This window comes from Methylotuvimicrobium sp. KM1 (assembly GCF_044788715.1).
Classification (GTDB): domain Bacteria; phylum Pseudomonadota; class Gammaproteobacteria; order Methylococcales; family Methylomonadaceae; genus Methylotuvimicrobium.
Map to the genome: position 1 here is coordinate 2,644,325 of NZ_CP173170.1, position 21,434 is coordinate 2,665,758.

Here is a 21,434-nt window from a genome sequence, read left to right on the forward strand (position 1 = left end):
TCGACCTGGCACCCCGAGGACTCCTCCGGCACTGCCGAAATTTGAAGTGCGAAAGGTATAAATAACATCCTGGAGCTATTAGCGTTGTCGAGGATTTAGTTGCGATGATTAAGTAAGATTAAGTGAGGGGAACGCTTACTTTTGGTTTTTTGATGAATTTCGCTTGCCTCGATCATCATATGCCGGCACCAAGGACAAATGCAATCGTCGGGCCGGCATTGTTCCGATGGTAAAATCTCATCACCACAGCGTTCGCAAATGATCGGTCTTGGTAAAAATTTCATTTGAACTCATCCTTAAAAATGTTTAGCACAGACTAACCTGAGTCCATGCTGCTTTTTTGTGACGAATTCACACTTTGGATGCGATACTTACCAAAACCTTTAATTTATGTTGATTATTTCACATTTCAATTACTAGTACTGAGCGAAGATTTCTGCATTTAGTACGCCGCACGCTCTAAATGCAGCGATAATGCACAATTTTAGAATCACTGCTATTCGTAGCGAATCATCAACTCAATTGTTGCAACAAAAAAGGTATCAATTCAGTCATCGGCAATTCTTGGCTTTCATTAGCGGTTCGAGCCCGGTATTCGATCATGCCGGAGTCGAGACTGCGGTCGCCGATTACGACACGATGCGGAATACCGATCAATTCCATATCGGAAAACATGAAGCCGGCTCGGACTTTTCGATCGTCGAATAACACCTCGATTCCGGCGTCGAGCAGTTCTCGATACAATTTTTCGACTGCCGTACGCAAACGTTCCGATTTATGCATATTCATCGGACACAAGGCCACTTGGAACGGAGCCAATTGAGCCGGCCAGATGATGCCATTATCGTCATGGTTCTGCTCGATCGCCGCCGCAACAATCCGCGAAATACCGATGCCGTAACACCCCATGATCATCGTCTGATTCTTACCGCCTTCGTTGATGATGTCGGCTTTCATCGCTGAACTGTATTTCGTACCCAATTGAAAAATATGACCTACCTCGATACCTCGAGCAATCGTAATCGTGCCCTGCCCGTCCGGGCTCGGATCGCCTTCGACCACGAGGCGTAAATCCTCGATTTGTTCAGGCAAAGGAATATCCCGCTGCCAATTCACGCCGCGGTAATGCTTGCCGTCTTGATTGGCTCCGCATACAAAATCGGACATCAAGACGACACTACGATCCGCAATGATTTTAATTTTCAGACCGAAAGGACCGACCGAGCCAGGCTTTGCATTACAAACAGACATCACTTGCTCTTCGTCGGCTAATTGCAAGGGAGCTGCGATACCGGAAATTTTTTCGGCCTTGATCGCATTCAATTCATGATCGCCTCGTAATAACAAAGCAACTAACTCGTCTTCTTCGCCTTTGACGATCAAAGTTTTTAGGCAGCGGGATTTAGCAATCCCGAAAAAAGCACTGACTTCTTCTATCGAATGTTGATCCGGAGTGTCCACTAGATTTAGCGATTCGGTAGCCGGCCCCCTGTCGCCTGCGGGCATTAACGCCTCGGCTTTTTCGATGTTTGCGGCATAATCGCTTTTCGTCGAAAAGGCAATCGCATCCTCTCCGGATTCGGCCAATACATGAAATTCGTGCGAAACCGCACCGCCGATCGATCCTGAGTCGGCGATCACAGCCCTATATTGCAAACCGAAGCGGTTGAAGATATTGCTGTAGGCCTGGTACATGACTTGATAGGTTTCTTGAAGAGATTCCTGATCGAGATGAAAAGAATAAGCATCCTTCATGACGAATTCGCGTGAACGCATCACGCCGAAACGAGGACGAATTTCATCCCGGAATTTGGTTTGGATTTGATAATACGTGATCGGCAACTGCTTATAACTTTTGATCTCATGCCTCGCCAAATCGGTAATGATTTCCTCATGCGTGGGGCCAAGACAAAAATCGCGTTGATGGCGGTCTTGTAAACGGGCCAGTTCGGGGCCATACTGTTCCCAACGACCGGTCTCCTGCCACAACTCGGCGGGTTGCAAGGCCGGCATCAAGACTTCTAATGCGCCGGCTTTTTCCATCTCCTCGCGGGTAATTTTTTCGACTTTTCGCATGACTCTAAGCCCTAGCGGCAACCAGGTATAAAGACCGGCGGCTAATTTGCGAATTAAGCCTGCTCGAATCATGAGTTTATGACTGGCGATTTCGGCATCCGAAGGCGTTTCTTTGACGGTATTGAGAGGGAATTGAGAGGTGCGCATTGTCTATGATTAAAATGTTAAAATGCCTATTTTACCGATTAAACACCGCCAAAGTCATCACATCATCGACATCCGGTTTTCTGATATCATTCAGGCTGGATTGTTTACCGACGATCGAATAATAAAGCGAAGGACAACTCACCTTGAATCATAGAACCTCCGTTAACTCGACTTTGAGTCGGATTGCAGTAACGGCTTTACTGTTTTATTTTGCGGGACAATTGGCATTACCGCTGTCCTTGCCGCCCAGTTACGCGACAGCAATCTGGCCACCGGCCGGTATCGGCTTTGCGTCAACTTTACTCTGGGGAAACAAAGTATTACCGGCTATTTTTTTAGCTGAATTAGCTATCCATTATGAAGTCTACGATTTCATGACTTTATGGCAATCCCCCGGCCAGCTCTTAATTTTTCTCAGTTCACCGGTCAACAGCGTGCTTAGGGCTTGGACCGGAGCCTTTTTAGTAAAAAAAATCGTAGGCTACCCGAACCCTTTGATTTCCGCCAAAGAAATCATGCTGTTTTTTCTCTTATCCGGTCCGATCGCCACATTGATACCGGCGTTACTAAGCGTTTATGCATTGGTTGAAACCGGTGTCATCGTCGAATCGGATTTCGGATTCGGATTCTTAACCTGGTGGCTCGGAGATTGCATCGGTATCGTGGTTTTCACGCCTTTATTCTTGACGATTTTTGAACCTTCCTTACAAAGCCGTACGAAACGCTGGTTACCGTTATGCACAGCCTTGATACTAGGTTTAGCCCTAGTCGTAATTTCTTACTTATTGGCTCATCAACGAGAAGGCTTACGCCTACAGGAAATCATCGAAAGCAAGGCAGAAACGATACAATACGCTTTAGAAGACAATTACAAGGCCCATGCAAACACCTTGTCGCTTTACCACGCATTAATCGGTTCGAGCGATACGATTGACTATCCATCGTTACAAATTTTTTCGGACTGGGTTTTTAACACTTACCCAGGCGTTCCTTTTATTGAATGGCTAGAGGCTTCAAAAGCAAATCAAGATAAAACGGCATGGACGATCAAGTATTCGACCAAAAAGTATTTCGATGATATCCATCCTATCTCGGAAAAACGCCACCAAGAGATCGTGTTAGCACTGGAGCCTCAAGCAACAACCGATCGAAGCTCTAAAATATTGGCACTTGAAAACAATTCCAGGCAGTTTTTTATCTATACGCCTTTTTTCGAGAACAAACAGACCTTGAAAGGTTATGTCATTGAAGCTTTCGATATCGAACGTTTTATTGAAGACGCTTTACTTCGAAAAAGCATTGAATATATCGATATTAGGCTTTTCGAAAAAACATCCGACGGAGAACAACAATGGTTGTTTCCGTTAGAGCCTAAGCGCGCCATTCCGGATCCGTTTGCCATCACCACGTTAAAACCGCTTAATATCGGCGGGCAATCCTGGTTCATTCAAGTTTCGCCCGATTTAGGTTTTCTTGGAAATTATTATTCCTGGCCGGTTTGGGGTATTTTGGCCGGCGGTATGCTGCTGACAAGTTTAATGGGTATCGGTTTTTTGATTGTCACCGGACAAACCGAGCTAATCCTGGTCGAAGTCGAAAGGCGTACGCATGATCTTAACCAAAGCAATCGAAAACTACGACTCAACGAAGAACAATTACGCTTAGCCGCAACCGCCTTCCAAACCCAGGAAGGCATCATGATTACCGATAAAAAAGGCAGGATTTTAAGGGTCAATAACGCATACACTGAAATCACCGGTTATTCTAGCGAAGAAGTCATTGGCAAAATTCCCTCGGTTTTAAGATCCAGACACCATAATCGCGAATGTTTTGATGAGTTTTGGAAGCAATTAGCTTGCCAAGGACAGTACGAAGGCGAGATCTGGAATCGTCGAAAGAATGGAGAAGTTTATCCGGAATGGCAGACAGTTACCGCCGTTAAAAACGAAGCCGGCGAAATTAGCCATTTTGTGTCAATTTTTTCCGATATCACCGAAAAAAAAGAAAATGAATCACGCATCCACAATCTGGCCTTCTACGATCCCTTAACCAACTTGCCGAATCGTCGCTTGTTGATCAATCGTCTCGATAAAGAAATCGCTGTTGCCAAACGACATGGCCATTTCGGCGCAGTGATATTCATGGATCTGGACCATTTTAAATTTTTGAATGACTCGCTAGGCCATCATGTCGGCGACGAATTACTTATTCAGGTAGCCAACCGCTTGGAATCGGTTGTGCGAGATGAAGATACCGCTGCCCGCTTAGGCGGCGACGAATTTATCGTTCTAATCAACTGCAATGCTAAAAACTTATCGGAAGCAGCCGATCACGCACTAACGGTCGCCGAAAAAATTAATGCCAAAATCAACGAACCGTTTCTACTCGATGCATTCCAACATCAACTCTCGCCCAGCATCGGTATAACCTTGTTTCCGGATAATGACGATAATCCCGACCGGATTCTGCAACAAGCCGATACGGCAATGTATCGATCGAAAGCTTCCGGCCGTAACAGCATCAGCTTTTTTCATCCGAGCATGCAAGAAGCTGCCGATCTGCGCATTAAGATGGAAAACGAGCTTTTAGAAGCGATCGATCAAGGTCAATTTGTTTTGAATTATCAAGCCCAGTTTGATGCCAAAAACGAGATTATAGGAGCCGAAGCATTAATCAGATGGCAACATCCCCAAAAAGGCTTGATCTCACCCGTTGAGTTCATCAAAATTGCCGAAGAATCTCGCTTGATTTTACAGTTAGGGCGATGGGTAATCATGGAGGCATGCCTACAAATACAGTCATGGCAAGAAAGTGGTTTAATTGTGCCGCGTATTGCAGTCAATGTGAGTTCGAATCAATTCAGACAAAGCGACTTTGTCGATCAAATAGAACATTCTTTGAAGCTTAGCGGCATTACGCCCGATTGCTTGGAGATAGAATTAACCGAACACGTTGTTATCGATAATATCCAGGATACCATTGAAAAAATGAAAGCCTTGAAAGCGCTGGGCCTATCGATTTCGATTGACGACTTCGGCACCGGCTATTCCTCGCTTGCTTACTTGAAACAACTTCCGCTGAATCAATTGAAGATAGACAAAAGCTTTGTTCGCGACATTTCCTACGACCCGAACGATGCAATCATCGTCGAAACAATGATCGACATGGCTAAACATTTAGGCTTGACGATGATTGCCGAAGGTGTGGAAACAGCCGAGCAATTGGCATTTCTGAAGAGTAAGGGGTGTACAGGGTTTCAAGGCTACCACTTCCGTCATCCGGTAACGGCAGGCCAATTTGCCGAACTTTTGTCGCAACAATCTCCGCAAGTACTATGATAAAACTATGTCAACAAATATTCTTTTTATATTAAACACTTAGATAAACAGGAAAAACCATAAACAATGGTTTTTCCATGAAACTTGTGGTAAATAAATTTACCTATGACTCATTTTGTATCGGATTTTTCATTTTTCATTTGTTTTAGATAAGTAACGATAGCCTTTGCTTGTTGCCGATCAAGAATCTTTTCAAAAGACGGCATTTTAGTGCCCGACCGGTAAGCAGGCGCATTAAGAATAAAACCGGCCAACTCCGCCTCGATAAAATATTCGGTAATGTTTTTCGGAACATTGAGCTCCGGCCCGACTTGACCGCCGGACAAATTAACCGAATGGCAACGAATGCAATAAGTCGAAAACAAATTGAACCCGGTACCAATATCATCTGTTATTTTGGCCGGTGCCGCTGCACCGAAATAAGTCGATGCCGGTTGCAGCGAAATCGATGCCAATTGGAACGGCCATGGATAGCGCCATTTGTCTAGCCCTTGCTTAGGCCAAACTAAATAAAACGGCGCCGGCGTTGTGGTTTCTTTGCCGAATTTGAAAGTCAGCCATTTTTGCCCCGAAGGCGCTTCGGTATCTCGAAACGCAATAAAGCCTTGCTCCGACATTGCGTCCGCCAACCCCATAGAAACCGTGTAACCATCTTTGGCAGTAAACACGACCACCCTATCCTTAGCTGTTCGATCGGCTTCAGAAAAACGACTCAAAACTTGCGCTAACGGAATCGATTCGTATTCTTTAGCGGTTTTATAAACCGGATCTTCCTTGATTTGAATGCGTTTTACCGTAGTCAGGCCGATGCCGGAAAGATCGATTGTCGGCCACTCTTCAGCATATACCGAATGCGACTGAAAAATTGCGATCAGTAAAAATAAAAAAAACTTTAATCTAATCATAATCGAAACAGTGGATTATTTGGTTTAATTGGTTGGTATCGATAGGCTTCGTTAGATAATGATCGAAACCGGCATCGAGCGCTTCTCTGATTGTTCGTCGACCGGCATAAGCACTAATTGCAATCAGTTGAATATTATTGTTTTCTTGTCTGAGCAATCTTACCAGTTCGATTCCGTTCATGACAGGCATATTCAGATCAATAAAAGCGACTTTGTAATGATATTTGTGGATCATATTCAAGGCGTCGACTCCGTTGTCAACGCAGTCGATTGCACAATCTTGCCTCAACAGTAACTGTTTCAGCAGTATTAAATTAATTTCATTATCATCCGCGATTAAAATCTGTAATTTACCGAAATGTTTATTGTAAGGAACGACTAAACCGGAAGTTTTAGAAGCTTTTACAGAATCGGTTTTCAGCGGTAGATTCACTGTAAAAACACTGCCGCGCCCCTGCTCGCTTTGCACCGAAATACTGCCTTGCATGAGCTTGATCAACTCCTTGCATATAGCCAAACCAATGCCAATACCTTCCTTGTAAAGCCCCTTTCCTCTTAATTGAATAAAAGGGGAAAAAATCAAGTTGAGATGCTCATTAGCAATGCCGCATCCGGTATCCGTTACAGTAATAATCAATTGATCGCTCTGATATTCCGTTGTCAATGTAACGCGTCCACGATCGGTGTATTTAATTGCGTTATCCAATAAATTAGCAATTATTTGACGCAAGCGTTTTTGATCGCCATGAAGAAATTGCGGCAAATTATTTTGATTATGAACAAACGCTAATTGTTTTTCAGCGGCCTTTAACCTAAACAACTCGACAATGTCATTAATCAGACTTACAAAATCGAAGCGCTCTATTACAAACTTAGTTTTATTACTTTCAATTGCGGCAATATCAAGAATATCGTTAATCAGCGTTAATAAGTCTTCGCTACAATGACTGATGATATTGACTTGCTGTTTTTGTGCTTCAGGAATTTCTGGCGATTTTTGCAATAATTGTGCGAATCCCATGATACCGTTCAGCGGTGTGCGCAGTTCATGACTAATTTTAGCCAAAAACTGATTCTTAGCTTCATTAGCGGTTTCAGCTGCCTGTTTAGCACTCAATAACTCCGCAGTCCTTTCACTGACGACCAATTCTGTTTTGACATGCCGACCGGTTAGCATTAACAACCCAGCTCCAAGCAAACTGGTAAATAACAGACCACTTATCAAAAACCACCACATCGGCCAATGAAAATGTGCGTAAACCGAGCTATGGTCTTGATAAAAATAAAACTGCCATTCCTGGTTGCCCAATAACAACGAATATTTACGAAAGTTATTATGCAAATGATCCTTGGTATTGCTATAAATAATGCTGTAACCGGATTCGGAATCGGAGCCGGTAATCGCAAGGTAAACTCCTCCTGTATTGAGCCCCTTAAATGCCTGTCGAATCATGCTTTCGGTAGAAACTGTGCTTGACAAAATGCCTATAGGCGTTTGTGATTTTTCCTTCTTTGAGCGATAAATCGGTAACAGGAAATGAATATGTCTCTTAGCGGGTTCAATAATCGCTTTTACCAATGAATCAGAACTTTGAATACGAGCAAATTGATCAAGCCGACGCTCCGATAATTCGAGCGGTACCAAAATTGACTCATCTCGATGCTCGCTATAGACTGGAAGCAATTTGAAGTGCGCCTTCTCTTTTATGCGGTAACGCTGCCAGCGGATGGATTGTATTTCAGGAAATTCATCAAAACCTTGCCGAGCCGCCAATTTAAAATCATCGGGCCCAACAGTATAGTCGCCGATAAAAAGATTGCCCGTTGCATAAACAATACGCTGGTGCTGCTTGATTCGATGCTTAAGCGCCTCGGCTAACATTAGCGATTGATTTTCGAAATCCTGATCGTGCTGTTTGCGATCGAGTTTTTGCACATAAAAGAAAAAACCGATAATCAGCATAAAACTTAACAATAAAGGAATTCCGACAGGAAAGAAGCGTTTACGCCAAACCGACTTAGGGCTGGCAAAAACAATCAGTAGCAAGGGCGTAAACACAAAAACGCCGATACTGTCGCCAACCCATTTGATAAACCAATTGATGGGCATTTCCGAAGGCCCGAGGACTCCGCACAGCGTGAGCGCAGCAGCATCCAATGTTGCAGGAATCGAACAACTAACCGGCCCGCCGAATAACAAAAAGAGAATGATATGTTTGTCTTCCAGCAAAACGCTGGGAAACCCAACAATACGACCGATTAAATAACGACCGGTTAAAGCGCTAACTGAAGCACCGCTTGCCGAGACTAAGGAAACGGCCAACATATTGTTGTCGAAACCGAATGCCAGAACGGAAATAAAAAAATTGCCGATAAAGATTCCCGGCCAGACCCGATTACCAAGAAGTAAAAGTAAACCTAGTGCAACGCCTGCTGAAGGCCATACGGCGCTGGCTTTACTGGGTGATAGAGCCAATTCAAGGCCTAGTAGTCCAAACACAAAATAAAGAAGGCCAACCAGTATCATCAGCAAAAAAGACTGCCCTAAGTCAGCAATAGATAAACGTAGTCTCATTTTTATGTTTACAGGACTTGATTATTTTGTGTTTAATTAAAAGAAAGTTATGACTGGAGACTAACTATTCACCGCGTCTCTTGTAATATGTTACCTAAAGGGTTGTAACTATTCATTCCCCCTATCATTCCCTCGCTCTGCGTAGGAATGATAGGGGGAATGAATAATTACGGTTCGATAGTTATAGCTTCGACCGCGAAAAATGTAAGCGTTAATCTAAGGATTCAATTAAGGATTTCGTCTAACAAATATCGTTGCTCTTTTAATTTTAACTCATATCATAATTATCACCCCCCCTAATCCCTTGAACATCATCAAATTTATCAACGAAGACATCTGGAGAATTCAAGAGCATTCATTGAATCGCTATGAAGCCTACGGATTGCACGCCTTGAAAATCCTATTGCTATCTGCAAAAGGCTTCATCCGCGACCTTTGTATACTTCGTTCCACGGCTTTAGCTCTTTATACGTTGCTATCGATTGTACCGGTTTTTGCAATGCTGTTCGGCGTCGCCAAAGGCTTCGGTTTTGAAAGAATTTTGAAAGAAAAATTGTTAGAGCAAGTCCCGGAACACGATACGATGATCGTGCAATTGATCGGTTTTGCCGAGAACATGCTAGAGAATGCCAAGGGCGGCGTTGTGGCGGGAATTGGGGTGATTTTTTTGTTCTGGACGGTCATTAAGGTTATCGGATTCATTGAAGCATCGTTTAATGCCATCTGGCAAATCGATAGCGACCGGTCGTTGAATCGTAAGCTCAGCGACTATCTATCCCTGATGTTTCTCGCACCGATTTTACTGATAATTTCCAGTAGCATTACGGTTTTTTTGAAAACGCATGTCGGCTGGTTATTAGAGATCATGCATTTACCCGATTTCGGCGCCAATCTGGTATTGCAGCTATTAGGTTTGTCTCCCCTGGTTATCATGTCGGCGTTATTATCGTTTATATACATTTATATTCCGAATCATAAAGTCAAGCTAAAACCCGGATTAATCGCAGGTATTTTGGCCGCTATTGCCTATCAGACTTTTCAATGGGCCTATCTCACCTTACAAATCGGCGTCTCGGAATACAATGCGATATACGGCAGTTTTGCGGCCTTGCCGCTATTTATTCTGTCGTTACAGATCGGCTGGATGATTGTACTATTCGGTTGCGAAATCGCTTTTTATTTACAAAATTTCACCGAGTTCAAGGAAGATAAAAAATACAGCGAACCGAGCCTAATCATACAAAAGGCCTCAGCATTAAAAATGATGCAATTGATGATTCATGCATTTACCGAAGAAGCGCCGCCTTTGACAGAAGGCGAAATCAGTAAACGACTCAGGCTTCCGGTTTCAGTTGTTAGAACTGTTATAAAAAAGTTGAAAAATGGCGGCATCATTATCGAGCTAAACCGAGAGGAAGACGAAGAGACGGTATTTCTCCCAGCAGTCGACAGTCATCGACTTGATGTAGCCCGAGTCATCAAAACGCTAGAGGAATATGGCCAGCATAAACTGCCGGACATTCAAGGTATCGCAGAGAGCTTAAAGCTGATCGAGGAATCCGAAAAGCTAGTTGAATCCAGCAAAATCAATACATTAATTAAGGATATTTAAGTAGAAAATACCTTTTCCTAGCAATCTTTCGGCCTTTTGACTATGATTTCCAAAACTCATCCATATTCTGCTAGGAAGTAAAACCTTGTCTACATCTAACGATAAGAGAATTCATCCACGATTAATCCATCGAGCTCCCGTGCTGGTCATTATTCCCGCTTCAGGCAAAACCGAGCGATTACAAATGCAGGATTTTTCGGCCGGTGGCGTGTTTATCAATTGCCTCAACGAGACATTACCGCAAATCGGCGACGAAATACAAATTCAAACCTTGGAAATCGAGGATGCTCCGGTTTTATACGTCAAAGTCGTAAGAGTGATACCCCAAAAAGGCTTTGCGGTTGAGTTTATGTGAACACGATAATCCTAAATTCGGTAGTTTATCCATGAAGGACATGAAATTCATAAAGAATTTCAAGAAATAACCTAACGTTCATGAATGCCTGGCAATCGCCCCGGAAAATGAAAGTGCGGGTGAGTGGTGAAGGGTCCGGTCACTCGCCCGACAGGACGCCGTAAATACGTCCATGTAGGCTCGACGGCGGCGACTGATTGCCATGGATGGCATGAATGCAGATTTTGCAGGAGCAAAAATCTGCCCTGCCGCCGATGCCTGCCGGTCGAGCACCGCACTCTTCTCGGAACCGGCATTGCCGCAGCAGAGTTTTGTATATCGAAAAATTAGATAATAAGACTGGCTCCATGAACTTTCACAGTAAAAATTATCGCTGACCTTTCGGGTGAGGAAAAGTTATGCGCAACCGAATGACAAGAAATTAAATTAACTTCATGATCTTCATGGTTAAATGCTTTTTCTAGAATAATCGAAATTTCCAGCGTTGATGAAATTTAAGTTTCAGGATCAGTGTTATTCCTTGCCTCTCAAACGCAGCCAGCTTTTTCTAAATAAATGAGGGATCAATAGATACAGCGGCATCCTTAACCAATGCGAACGGATATACAGCAACCAGCGCGCTAATCCGGTCCACCGGTCGTTGCAGCTGGCATGATTCGGCATCAATGCTCTCAAATATAAAAAGTCCATGAAGTACCGATGAAAGCGCCCTTTCAAAAACCCTTCAGATTCATGTAATACGCTTTCCGGAATCGGGGTATCCAAAATAGCTTGGGTGTAGCGTAAAGCATAATAAAGAGGAATGCGTTGATTAAGTTCATCGGCTCTGAGCAGCAATTTATCCCAAAAACCGCTTTTTCCCGAGTGCTGTTGGATTAACGAATCCAAATCACATAAATCCCTGAAACCGTGATCCAGTTCGCCCTCATGAAACAAATGGGAAGCACTGTGTAACACCCTGTCTTCCGTAGCCAACACCCAGCAATTTCTATCGGCCACCCTCACGCAATTCGATAATAACTTAGCTGAATCGGGAGAATATCGACAGGTTTTTGGCAAGATATTATGGTGAACATCAAGCGTAGTTTGGCGCTTTAGATGCCGCATCGGCGGAATTTCGTGCATCCATTGCCGGTAATATTTTTGATCGTAGGCATCGAGCGTCGTTGTCATCCAGCCACCTTTGATCAAAGCCCGTTCGACTTCCGGTAAGCGATCTTCAGGCACTAGTATATCAATATCCGAAAACACCCTGCCATGAGCTGCTCGATCATTAGCCAGTTGGTAAGCCGCCCCCTTTAAAAACACGACGGGTATTTTTATATCCCCGAGAGCTTTGATGATGCATTCGATCTCCCTGTCTAAGGAAATCATAAAGCGCTCGGCATGAACTCGAGCCGAAATCAAGTGCCTGCGTGGTTGTTCAGGCACGGAATCATAAAGATTAGCCTGCTCTATTAATATATTTAAGGTTGCTAAAACATTGGCTTTTCGAGCCTGCCTAATGAGTAAGTCCCATTGTGGTAAATCTATTCCCAAGACTTGTTCCGGCAAGACAAGTACCGAGCTTAACAGTGGCTTAAAAACGAGCATGAAATGTTATACTCTTCGTAGATCATAATTCGGCACAGGGGTACCCGTCAAAGGGCACCGTGAATACGTCCATGTAGGCTCTATGCTGGCAAAGCTTTTGCCGCACACCTCGGCACCTCCTCGGGTACTGCAAAAAGTTGAAGTGCGAAACGTATAACTTCTTCAAATGTCGGAAAGAGGATTTGATGGTTCGATTTATACGGTCAACAGCAGGAATAGCGGTCGTCAAGCCTAGACGGATGTATTCACAGCGCCCTGTCAAGTGAATCACCGAACCATCACAAAGCTTACCGTTTTGGGAAGTTATTTTGTATAATCCCTTAATAGCCATCTGAATCAATTCGCCATATCTGTAAATAGACTTACCGCTTCATCTAAGCTGCTATATTCAAACTCATAACATTCGCATTGATCGATGAAGTCTCCCAAGCAGTTGAAGCCTTGAGCACCCAAAACATTATAGTTGAAACAGTCGCTAGCCGCGCGCACCATTGCCTTGCCCTTGCTCAAGGGCATCAACTTAGTCTCCGATGCTTGTTTGTATTTGGGGAAAATTAAAAAGCTTGGTTTAGCCTGTTTTTCAGCTAATTTCACACTACTCTCAGGCGGCTTCATATGCCCAACGGTCCCTTTTGCGGTATCCGCAACGATCCGACCAATCACAGCTTGATTCGAAAATGCTTGTATCAGTGGAATCGATTGGTTTTTAAGGCTGATTGGTCTAGGTACTGGGGAAATTAAACCATCATTTATAGAGATCAGCGCCATCTCATCGGAAAGAAGTCGCCATCCCCGGCAAACCAAAGCCGCGCATAATGTGCTTTTTCCACTTCCTGGCGTACCTGGAAAAATAAAGGCACGATCTTTCAATTCGACAACTGCGGCATGAATGATTAGATTGTAATTGGAATGGCTTGCAATACACCAATTCATTCCCCATTCGAACATTGCGGGAGCTTGCGCGTACGGTAAGGGTTTGAATGGGATATATCCGTCAAGCGAGAAAACCACTTGGCGTCGAAAGAAACGCCTAGAGATGGACGGCGAAGCTAATTGAACATGAAAATCGATAAAATCACTATCGGCCAATATTTCATAATTGCTATAAAGAGATTGAATGTGCTGAAGTACTTCGGGAATAGATGAAGAAAGAGAGATATTGAACGAGCCGATTCTAAATCTTGCGTGTTTAATAGAGCCCGGCACGATGGCATTAATAATTGATGTCACGTTATTTATAAATGGCTTCGTATTCCAACAAGCCTAACCTTTGTAATTCCGAGATCAATCTATCCAAATAGTGGCTTACATCATGATCGAGAACACCGCCTGAGTCGGCGACGATACATTCCAGTTGCTGCCCTGACTTGGGAGCTTTTTCAATTTCACCCAGAACATAGGCGGCTGTTTCATCTATAAGCAGAGTATTTCCAGAATTAATATCAAAAATAACAGCTTCATCATCCCATTGCCTAAAAATCAGCGAAACATCGCTTCGAAGTCGAAAAACTCGATCCTGGTGGCTATGGGGCTCTGGAAATCTCTGCACGCGTTATAAGATTTGCTTTGTGGAATTAGAGGTCTTCTTACAAACAACTTGACGCTACGGCCACGTTGCACTGAGAAAATGCTCCAGATTTGTATAGTTGGGAGGCACATTGATTGCGCCATTATAAAGGGCAATGACTTGATTTGGCTTGAGAATATAATTTGGATTCTGCAATGCGTTCAGATATGCCGCAATCGCATGAGATTCGATACTATCGGTAGATTCACACAAAAGCTTGCGCATAGGTTCGTCAATACCGCCGCCAAAGACCGCACTAAATGAAACACCATTCGAAAAATTGGCACAATCATTGGCTTCAGTGTTAGCACCACCATTGCCATTAGTTGTTGTTGTACCGACGGATAGTGTTTGACCCTCGGTAAGCGGATTATCGCTGAAATTAGTGCTGATACTGACGATCGTTACAATTGTCCCTTCGCTCAATGCATCATTGTTTCGTATTATTTCTATAATCGTGTCGATCTTGATTAAATCGCCATAATGAATATTGATACCTGTCCAAAGATAAGGCGTGGAAGTACTTTTGATCGTTTTCTTAATCGTAACCTGTTTGTTAGTAGTACTACCGCCACTCCCCCCCGGCCAAGTTGCATTTACTGTGGCAGAACTTTGTGATTCTTGTGTAATTAAGCTTCCAGCCGCTGACGAATCAGGAGATTTCCAATATTCAGGACTACTGCCCAACTCACAACTTCCAGCGCCGGTATACGAAGCATTACCCGACATTTCTTGCGACAAACAATTTGCGCCAAAACCCGTAACCGGACGTCCAGCCAATGTCATTATGACCGGTACCGTAAAGCCCACCTTGGTCAACGACCGTTTCGATTGATCCACTTTTTGATGATCGGAGACAACTGGCTTCGATTTTTCTGATTCTATCGTCATCACTAACACCGCCTGGTTAAATTTAATATTAGTCGAACTCTAACAAAACGCTAAAATTCTGTCTATTGTACTTTGGGACAAGATCGATCAACAGCCATTTCAGATTATTTAGCTACTTGGGCAAGGAACTAAATTTAATCAATTATTCCGCAAAAACGCCTCAAACATTAATAAAGACCAAATCGATGTGCTGTAATCCCGGATTCCGCTTTGGTGCTGATCGACGATCTTTTTGACGAACGCCTGATCAAAATAGCCGCTCTGGATCATCGTCTCGCCGAGCAGCGATTCTCGCACGCGATCTTTCAACGGCCCTCTAAACCAGCTCGCCAACGGCACCGCGAAACCCATTTTCGACCGATACAAAATATCGTCCGGTAAATAACTTTCTAAAGACTTTTTGAAAATATATTTGCCTTCGCGGCCTTTCAGTTTTAAATCCGGTTGAAAACTTGCGAACCACTCGACTAGCTTATGATCGAGCAGCGGCACGCGGACTTCAAGCGCGTGCGCCATGCTGGCTCGGTCGACCTTGGTCAGAATATCGCCCGGTAAATAAGTTTTAATGTCAAGATATTGTACTAGCGACTGAGCGTCATAGCTAGCGGCATTTTTGGCATGCCGTCTGAATACCTCGACCGCTTGATAGCCTTGCAATTCTTGTTTTAAAGTTTGGCTAAACAAAGCGTTGCGAATTTCGTTCGAATTAACCGAGACGCTGTGAAAATAACCTTCGAGCGAATCGCGCGCGATCGACTCGAATGTCGACTTGGCTCTGAATATTTTCGGCGCCCAATCGGCTTTTGGATAGGTTCTTCCTAAAAAACCGAACAGCGGCTTGCGCAATGCGTCAGGCATGATTTGCCGCATGCGGTCTTCGTAAGTATGCCAGCGGTAACGGCGGTAACCGGCCAGATTTTCGTCGCCGCCGTCGCCCGATAGCACTACGGTCACTTGCTTCTTCGCCAATTCGCAGACGCGGTAAGTCGGTAGCGCGGAACTGTCGGCATAAGGTTCGTCGTAAAGTCCGGCCAAACGATCGATCAAATGAAAATCGTCCGGATCGACTTGTTCGACGCGGTGCGCGGTATGATAGCGTTCGGCGACCAATTGGGCATATTTCGATTCGTTGAAAGCCGGGTCGCCGAACGAGATTGAGCACGTATTGACCGGCTGTTCGGAAAGCCCAGCCATCATCGCGACGACGCCGCTCGAATCGACGCCGCCCGACAAAAACGCGCCGAGCGGCACATCGGCGACCATTCTGATATCGACCGCTTCGCGAAAACGTTCGATCAGTTCTTCGGCGGTTTCCTGTTCGGTCTTGACTTGCTTCACGCCGAATTCGACATTCCAATATTGCACGGGGTGGTATTCTTGTTGACCCCGACGGATCGTCAGTTTGAATCCGGGTTCGAGTTTGTGAACGTTTTTGTAAATCGTTTTCGGATCGGGGATATAGCCGAAGCCGAAATAATCCTCGATCGCCGTGGCATCGAGCTCTCTCGGTAATTGCGGATGAACTTTCAGCGCTTTCAGTTCCGAGCCGAATATAAACTGTCCGTTCGGCAATTCGGCGTAATACAAAGGCTTTATGCCTAAGCGGTCGCGCGCTAGAAACAAAGTTTCTTTAGCCCTATCCCAAATCGCGAATGCGAACATGCCGCGTAAACGGTCGACACAAGACTCGCCCCACGCCTGCCAACCGATCAGAATCACTTCGGTATCGCAATGCGTCTTGAAGGTATAGCCCAGTCCTTCGAGTTCTTTGCGCAATTCGGGAAAATTATAGACTTCACCGTTGTAAGTCAATACGACATTGCCGTCTTGGCTGTGCATCGGTTGCTGTCCGCTCGACAGATCGATGATCGACAAGCGCCGATGACCGAATCCCAAACCGGGTTCGGTATGCAAGCCACCTTCATCGGGGCCGCGATGAAATTGCACCTCGTTCATCCGCCCCAACAACTCGCGGTCGATTTCGCGTTTTTCCTTTAGATCAAATATACCGACGATTCCACACATGGTTTTTCCTGGAAAATAAAAATTTTTGAATTGAGCGTGTTACTGTAATGAATCGTACACGCTCAGATAATTTTTAACCATCGCATCGATCGAAAATGCTTGCAAGGCCCGTTCGCGACCTTTGTTGCCGTGCTCGATGCACAGCTTCGGATCGCCGATATAGTCGCTTAGCCTACCCGCTAATTCGGACGGATTTTGTCTTTCAACTAAAAATCCGGTCTTTCCGTGTTCGACCAATTCGGGATTGCCGCCGACGCGTGTTGCGATCACCGGCAAGCCGCTCGCCATCGCTTCGAGTATCGTATTCGAAATGCCTTCGGCCTGGGACGGCAAGACGAAAATATCGAAACCGCGCATCAGTTCGGCAACGTCGCTTCGTTCGCCCGGCAGCCAGGCTTGATCGAGCAAATCGTTTTCATCCAGCAATTGCTTCACTTCCTCACGCAACGGCCCGTCGCCGATCATGATCAATCCGAGCGCATTTTTAGATTCGGGATGTCGCTTCAGCAATTCGACAAATGCCCGCGCCAACGTCATTTGATCCTTAACCCCGTGCATTCGACCGACCGTGCCGATGATCAACCTTTTTTCGGCATCGGTCCACGGACAATCGCCGGCAACGACTTTCGGACTTGCGGGCTGAAATCGCTCGGTATCGACGCCGTTACAAATGCGCCGGATTTTCGAGTCGGGTATGCCGACTTTTTCGCGCAGATAATTGTCGAGATGGCCGGAAAGCGGAATGAAGCGATCGATGATCAATCCCAGCATGCGCCGCAATAATCGATATTTTTTGTTGCTGCCGTCCGGGTCGAACACATCCCAGCCGTGCTCGCCATGCACTCTATGTTTGACACCGGCCAACAGCGCCGGAACCTGATATTCGATCGCGGCGAGATTGCGCGTATGAACGATCGCCGGCTTGATTTGTTTGAGCAAACGATACATTTTCACGAATGACTGCCAGTCCTGCCCTTCCCGTTTGTTCAATTCGTAAATTTCGATGTCTTTCCGCTGCAAGCGATTTTTGAAATCAGTGCTGTTTTTCAGGCAAATAATCGCATGCCGGTAGCGATCGGACGGCATGCGATTAATCAAATTCACCAAACCGTTCTCCAAACCGCCGACGCCGAGGCTGAAGATGATGTGGGCGATTAGGGGGGGAGCTTGATTTGGAGGCATGTTAGGTTAGCGGTTAGCGGTTAGCGGAATTAAACTGCAAGTAAAGCAGCTGTCAAGTCCTGATTTCATCTTTCATCTTTCATCTTTCATCTTTCATCTTTCATCGCTCACTGCTCACTGCTCACTAAAAATTATAATAACCCCCATACCACTCCACAAACCGCGCTATTCCAACTTCAATCGGCGTTCCGGGCTTATAGCCGACATCTTGCACCAGCGCTTCGACATCGGCATAGGTGTCGGGGACGTCGCCAGGTTGCAGCGGCAGTAATTCTTTCTCGGCGGTCTTACCGAGGCATTGCTCGAGCACTTCAATATATTTCATCAACTCGACCGGGCTTTGATTGCCGATGTTGTAAACCCGCCAAGGCGCTCTGCTGGTTCCGGGGTCGGGTTTTGCACCACTCCAATCCGGGTTAGGTTGGGCAATATTATCCAGCGTTCGGATCACGCCTTCGACAATATCGTCGATGTAGGTAAAATCGCGGCGATGCTTGCCATAATTGAAAACTTGGATTTTTTCGCCGTTCAGGATAGCTTTGGTAAACAAAAACAGGGCCATATCGGGCCGGCCCCAAGGCCCGTATACGGTAAAGAAGCGTAATCCGGTTGTCGGCAGGTTATAAAGATTGCTATAGGTATGCGCCATCAATTCGTTGGCTTTTTTCGATGCCGCATAAAGACTTAGCGGATGATCGACATTGTCGTGTACCGAAAACGGCATGCTTTCGTTCGCACCGTATACCGAACTGCTCGAGGCATAGACCAAGTGCTCGACGCCATAATGCCGGCAGCCTTCCAAAATGTTGATGAAGCCGACGATATTGCTGTCGATGTAGGCATGCGGATTTTCGATCGAATAGCGCACGCCGGCTTGCGCGGCCAAATTGACGACGCGCTCCGGACGATGCTCTTTAAAGACCTGTTCAATCCTATCTCGGTCGGCCAAGTCGGCACGGATGTCGGTATAACGCTCATGATCGAGTATGCGCGCCAAGCGTGATTTTTTCAGGTTGACATCGTAGTAGTCGTTCAGATTGTCGATTCCGATGACTTCATCGCCTCTTTCGAGCAGACGCAAAGCCAAATGATTGCCGATAAAACCGGCGGTTCCAGTTACCAGTATTTTCATAAATTACAAACGTGCGTCAGTCAGTTCGGTCGGAAAAACGTATTTCAAATCGTAAATTACCGAGTCTTTTTTACCCAGCGCTTTGATGGATGAAATATCCATTTGCTTGAATTGCTCATGCGCTACGGCTAATAGCATTGCATCGTAACGCCCGTCTTCCGGCTTGTCGATGGTCGTTATGCCGTATTCTTCAATCGCTTCTGCCGGATCGATCCAAGGGTCGTAAACATGCACGTTAACGCCGTAACTTTGCAGTTCTTTGACGATATCGACGACGCGGGTATTGCGTAAATCGGGGCAATTTTCCTTGAAAGTCAAGCCCATGATCAGCACATCGGAATCTTTGATATGGATGCGTTTTTGCAGCATCAATTTGATTAATTGAGATACGACATATTCGCCCATGCCATCGTTAATGCGGCGTCCCGATAAGATGACTTCGGGATTATAGCCGATCGCTTGCGCCTTATGAGTCAAGTAATAAGGATCGACACCGATACAATGTCCGCCGACCAATCCGGGCCGGAACGGTAAAAAGTTCCATTTGGTGCCAGCCGCCAACAACACTTCTTCGGTATCGATGCCGAGTTTATTGAAGATGATCGCCAATTCATTGATCAACGCGATGTTCAGGTCGCGTTGCGTATTCTCGATGACTTTGGCCGCTTCAGCGACTTTGATACTACTGGCCTTGTGCGTGCCGGCCGTGATGATGCTTTGATAAAGCCGATCGATGCGGTCGGCGATTTCGGGCGTTGAACCGGATGTGACTTTTAGAATATTGGTGACTCGATGTTCTTTGTCGCCGGGATTAATCCGTTCCGGGCTGTAGCCGACAAAGAAATCTTGGTTGAATGTCAACCCCGATATTTTTTCCAGAATCGGCACGCAAACTTCCTCGGTCGCGCCGGGGTAAACAGTCGATTCATAAATGACGATATCATTGGGTTTGATCAGTCCGCCCAGCAGAGTGCTGGCTTTTTCCAATGGACTCAAGTCGGGCTGTTTATATTCATTGATCGGCGTCGGCACCGTAACGATGTAAATATTGCAGGCTTTGATTTCCTCGACCGATGAGGTGTAGGTCAAATAAACGGCTTCTTTTAATTCTTCCTCGTCAACTTCAAGCGTGTGATCGCTCCCGTTTTGCAATTCTTTGATACGCTCTGCATTGATATCGAAACCGATTGTCGGGTATTTCTTGCCGAATTCGACGGCTAAAGGCAGACCGACATAACCGAGACCGATCATTCCCAACTTGACATTTTCTAACATAGATTTTTATTCCTTTTGTCTAAAAGTCGAATATTAAATATTTTACTAAGGATTTTGAACAAACAACCTCACGACTTATCATCGTTCCTATGCTCTGCATGGGAGCGATAAACTTGCGTGGGATGCTTATAAAGCGTGAGATCCATTTAGGGAAGTTATTTTTTAGCGTATTCTAAGCGGTAAAAGACTCACTTTACTAATTGTTGATAAAGCTTAGCAGAGCGTAATTTAATTTTAAGCGCGATTTATTACAGTTTCGTAATTTTTTTGACTATTAAAATAATCGAGATGGCATCTGTTATTCATTGAATTCGCTAGAGGAACTTACAATCAATTTATGAACTCATAATATTCGACACTATGTAAGGAGATACCTTATGAATAGTAATGAAACCGATAATAATAAAAGTAACGCCGAAAAAATGGAAAAGCTTAAAAACCTGACCGGCATCGTCTATTTATGTCAAGTCCTGGCATTCGGTTTTGCGGGCTTGCCTATTTTCATCGGTGTCGCGATTAACTTAATCAAGCGAAACGATGTTCGGGGCACTTGGTTGGAATCCCATTTCGATTGGCAAATCAAAACTGCTTGGGTCGCTGTCGCATTGTTAGCGGCAAGCGGTTTAACCTTTGCGATGGGCTTAGGTTGGTTTTTATTGCTATTTGCCGTGTTGTGGCTGGTTTACCGAATAGCCTTGGGCTGGCATACCCTATTCGATAATAAACCGATGATTCCCAAAGATTTCAAATAAACCAGAGCG

General features: G+C 45.0%; 16 protein-coding genes. 4 read left to right on the top strand and 12 right to left on the bottom strand.

The window, feature by feature from the left end; all coding sequences use genetic code 11:
- Positions 1–513 precede the first annotated feature (513 nt).
- Entirely contained in the window at positions 514–2,223 is a 1,710-nt protein-coding gene (locus ACINK7_RS11325; RefSeq protein WP_404355194.1) for a proline--tRNA ligase, read from the bottom strand.
- 143 nt (positions 2,224–2,366) lie between these two features.
- Between ACINK7_RS11325 and ACINK7_RS11330 the strand changes: the two genes are divergently transcribed.
- Positions 2,367–5,561, top strand: a complete 3,195-nt coding sequence (locus ACINK7_RS11330) for an EAL domain-containing protein (RefSeq protein ID WP_404355196.1) — start codon at positions 2,367–2,369, stop codon at positions 5,559–5,561.
- Positions 5,562–5,671: 110 nt separating this feature from the next.
- On the opposite strand, the gene ACINK7_RS11335 is transcribed toward ACINK7_RS11330, so the two are convergent.
- Together ACINK7_RS11335 and ACINK7_RS11340 are read right to left on the bottom strand one after the other, a co-directional pair.
- Positions 5,672–6,466, bottom strand: coding sequence for a c-type cytochrome (locus tag ACINK7_RS11335; protein WP_404355198.1), 795 nt, complete (start codon positions 6,464–6,466; stop codon positions 5,672–5,674).
- Positions 6,459–9,041, bottom strand: coding sequence for an ATP-binding protein (locus ACINK7_RS11340; protein WP_404355200.1), 2,583 nt, complete (start codon positions 9,039–9,041; stop codon positions 6,459–6,461). Before ACINK7_RS11340 ends, ACINK7_RS11335 begins: the two co-directional genes overlap by 8 nt.
- A gap of 304 nt (positions 9,042–9,345) precedes the next feature.
- Here ACINK7_RS11340 and ACINK7_RS11345 point away from each other — a divergent pair, with 304 nt between their 5' ends.
- Both ACINK7_RS11345 and ACINK7_RS11350 read left to right on the top strand, forming a co-directional pair.
- A complete protein-coding gene (locus ACINK7_RS11345) occupies positions 9,346–10,653 on the top strand; it encodes a YhjD/YihY/BrkB family envelope integrity protein (RefSeq protein ID WP_404355201.1) in 1,308 nt (435 codons plus the stop codon).
- Positions 10,654–10,738: 85 nt separating this feature from the next.
- Complete coding sequence (locus tag ACINK7_RS11350) at positions 10,739–11,008, top strand: PilZ domain-containing protein (protein WP_404355203.1); 270 nt, start codon at positions 10,739–10,741, stop codon at positions 11,006–11,008.
- A gap of 139 nt (positions 11,009–11,147) precedes the next feature.
- On the opposite strand, the gene ACINK7_RS11355 is transcribed toward ACINK7_RS11350, so the two are convergent.
- The 9 genes from ACINK7_RS11355 to tviB form a co-directional block, all read right to left on the bottom strand.
- Entirely contained in the window at positions 11,148–11,357 is a 210-nt protein-coding gene (locus tag ACINK7_RS11355; protein ID WP_404355205.1) for a hypothetical protein, read from the bottom strand.
- 164 nt (positions 11,358–11,521) lie between these two features.
- A complete protein-coding gene (locus ACINK7_RS11360) occupies positions 11,522–12,601 on the bottom strand; it encodes a nucleotidyltransferase family protein (RefSeq protein WP_404355206.1) in 1,080 nt (359 codons plus the stop codon).
- A gap of 336 nt (positions 12,602–12,937) precedes the next feature.
- On the bottom strand, positions 12,938–13,831 hold the full coding sequence (locus ACINK7_RS11365) for an HprK-related kinase A (protein WP_404355208.1): 894 nt from the start codon (positions 13,829–13,831) through the stop codon (positions 12,938–12,940).
- 1 nt (position 13,832) lies between these two features.
- Complete coding sequence (locus ACINK7_RS11370; protein ID WP_404355210.1) at positions 13,833–14,150, bottom strand: HPr-rel-A system PqqD family peptide chaperone; 318 nt, start codon at positions 14,148–14,150, stop codon at positions 13,833–13,835.
- Positions 14,151–14,204: 54 nt separating this feature from the next.
- Complete coding sequence (locus ACINK7_RS11375) at positions 14,205–15,062, bottom strand: hypothetical protein (RefSeq protein WP_404355212.1); 858 nt, start codon at positions 15,060–15,062, stop codon at positions 14,205–14,207.
- A gap of 135 nt (positions 15,063–15,197) precedes the next feature.
- On the bottom strand, positions 15,198–17,084 hold the full coding sequence (locus tag ACINK7_RS11380; protein WP_404355214.1) for an XrtA/PEP-CTERM system amidotransferase: 1,887 nt from the start codon (positions 17,082–17,084) through the stop codon (positions 15,198–15,200).
- A 39-nt stretch (positions 17,085–17,123) separates the two neighbouring features.
- On the bottom strand, positions 17,124–18,266 hold the full coding sequence (locus ACINK7_RS11385) for a TIGR03088 family PEP-CTERM/XrtA system glycosyltransferase (RefSeq protein WP_404355216.1): 1,143 nt from the start codon (positions 18,264–18,266) through the stop codon (positions 17,124–17,126).
- Positions 18,267–18,390: 124 nt separating this feature from the next.
- A complete protein-coding gene (locus ACINK7_RS11390) occupies positions 18,391–19,398 on the bottom strand; it encodes an NAD-dependent epimerase (RefSeq protein WP_404355218.1) in 1,008 nt (335 codons plus the stop codon).
- Between the two features lie 3 nt (positions 19,399–19,401).
- Positions 19,402–20,673, bottom strand: a complete 1,272-nt coding sequence (gene tviB, locus ACINK7_RS11395) for a Vi polysaccharide biosynthesis UDP-N-acetylglucosamine C-6 dehydrogenase TviB (protein WP_404355220.1) — start codon at positions 20,671–20,673, stop codon at positions 19,402–19,404.
- A 377-nt stretch (positions 20,674–21,050) separates the two neighbouring features.
- Here tviB and ACINK7_RS11400 point away from each other — a divergent pair, with 377 nt between their 5' ends.
- On the top strand, positions 21,051–21,425 hold the full coding sequence (locus ACINK7_RS11400; protein ID WP_404355221.1) for a DUF4870 family protein: 375 nt from the start codon (positions 21,051–21,053) through the stop codon (positions 21,423–21,425).
- Positions 21,426–21,434: the final 9 nt, after the last annotated feature.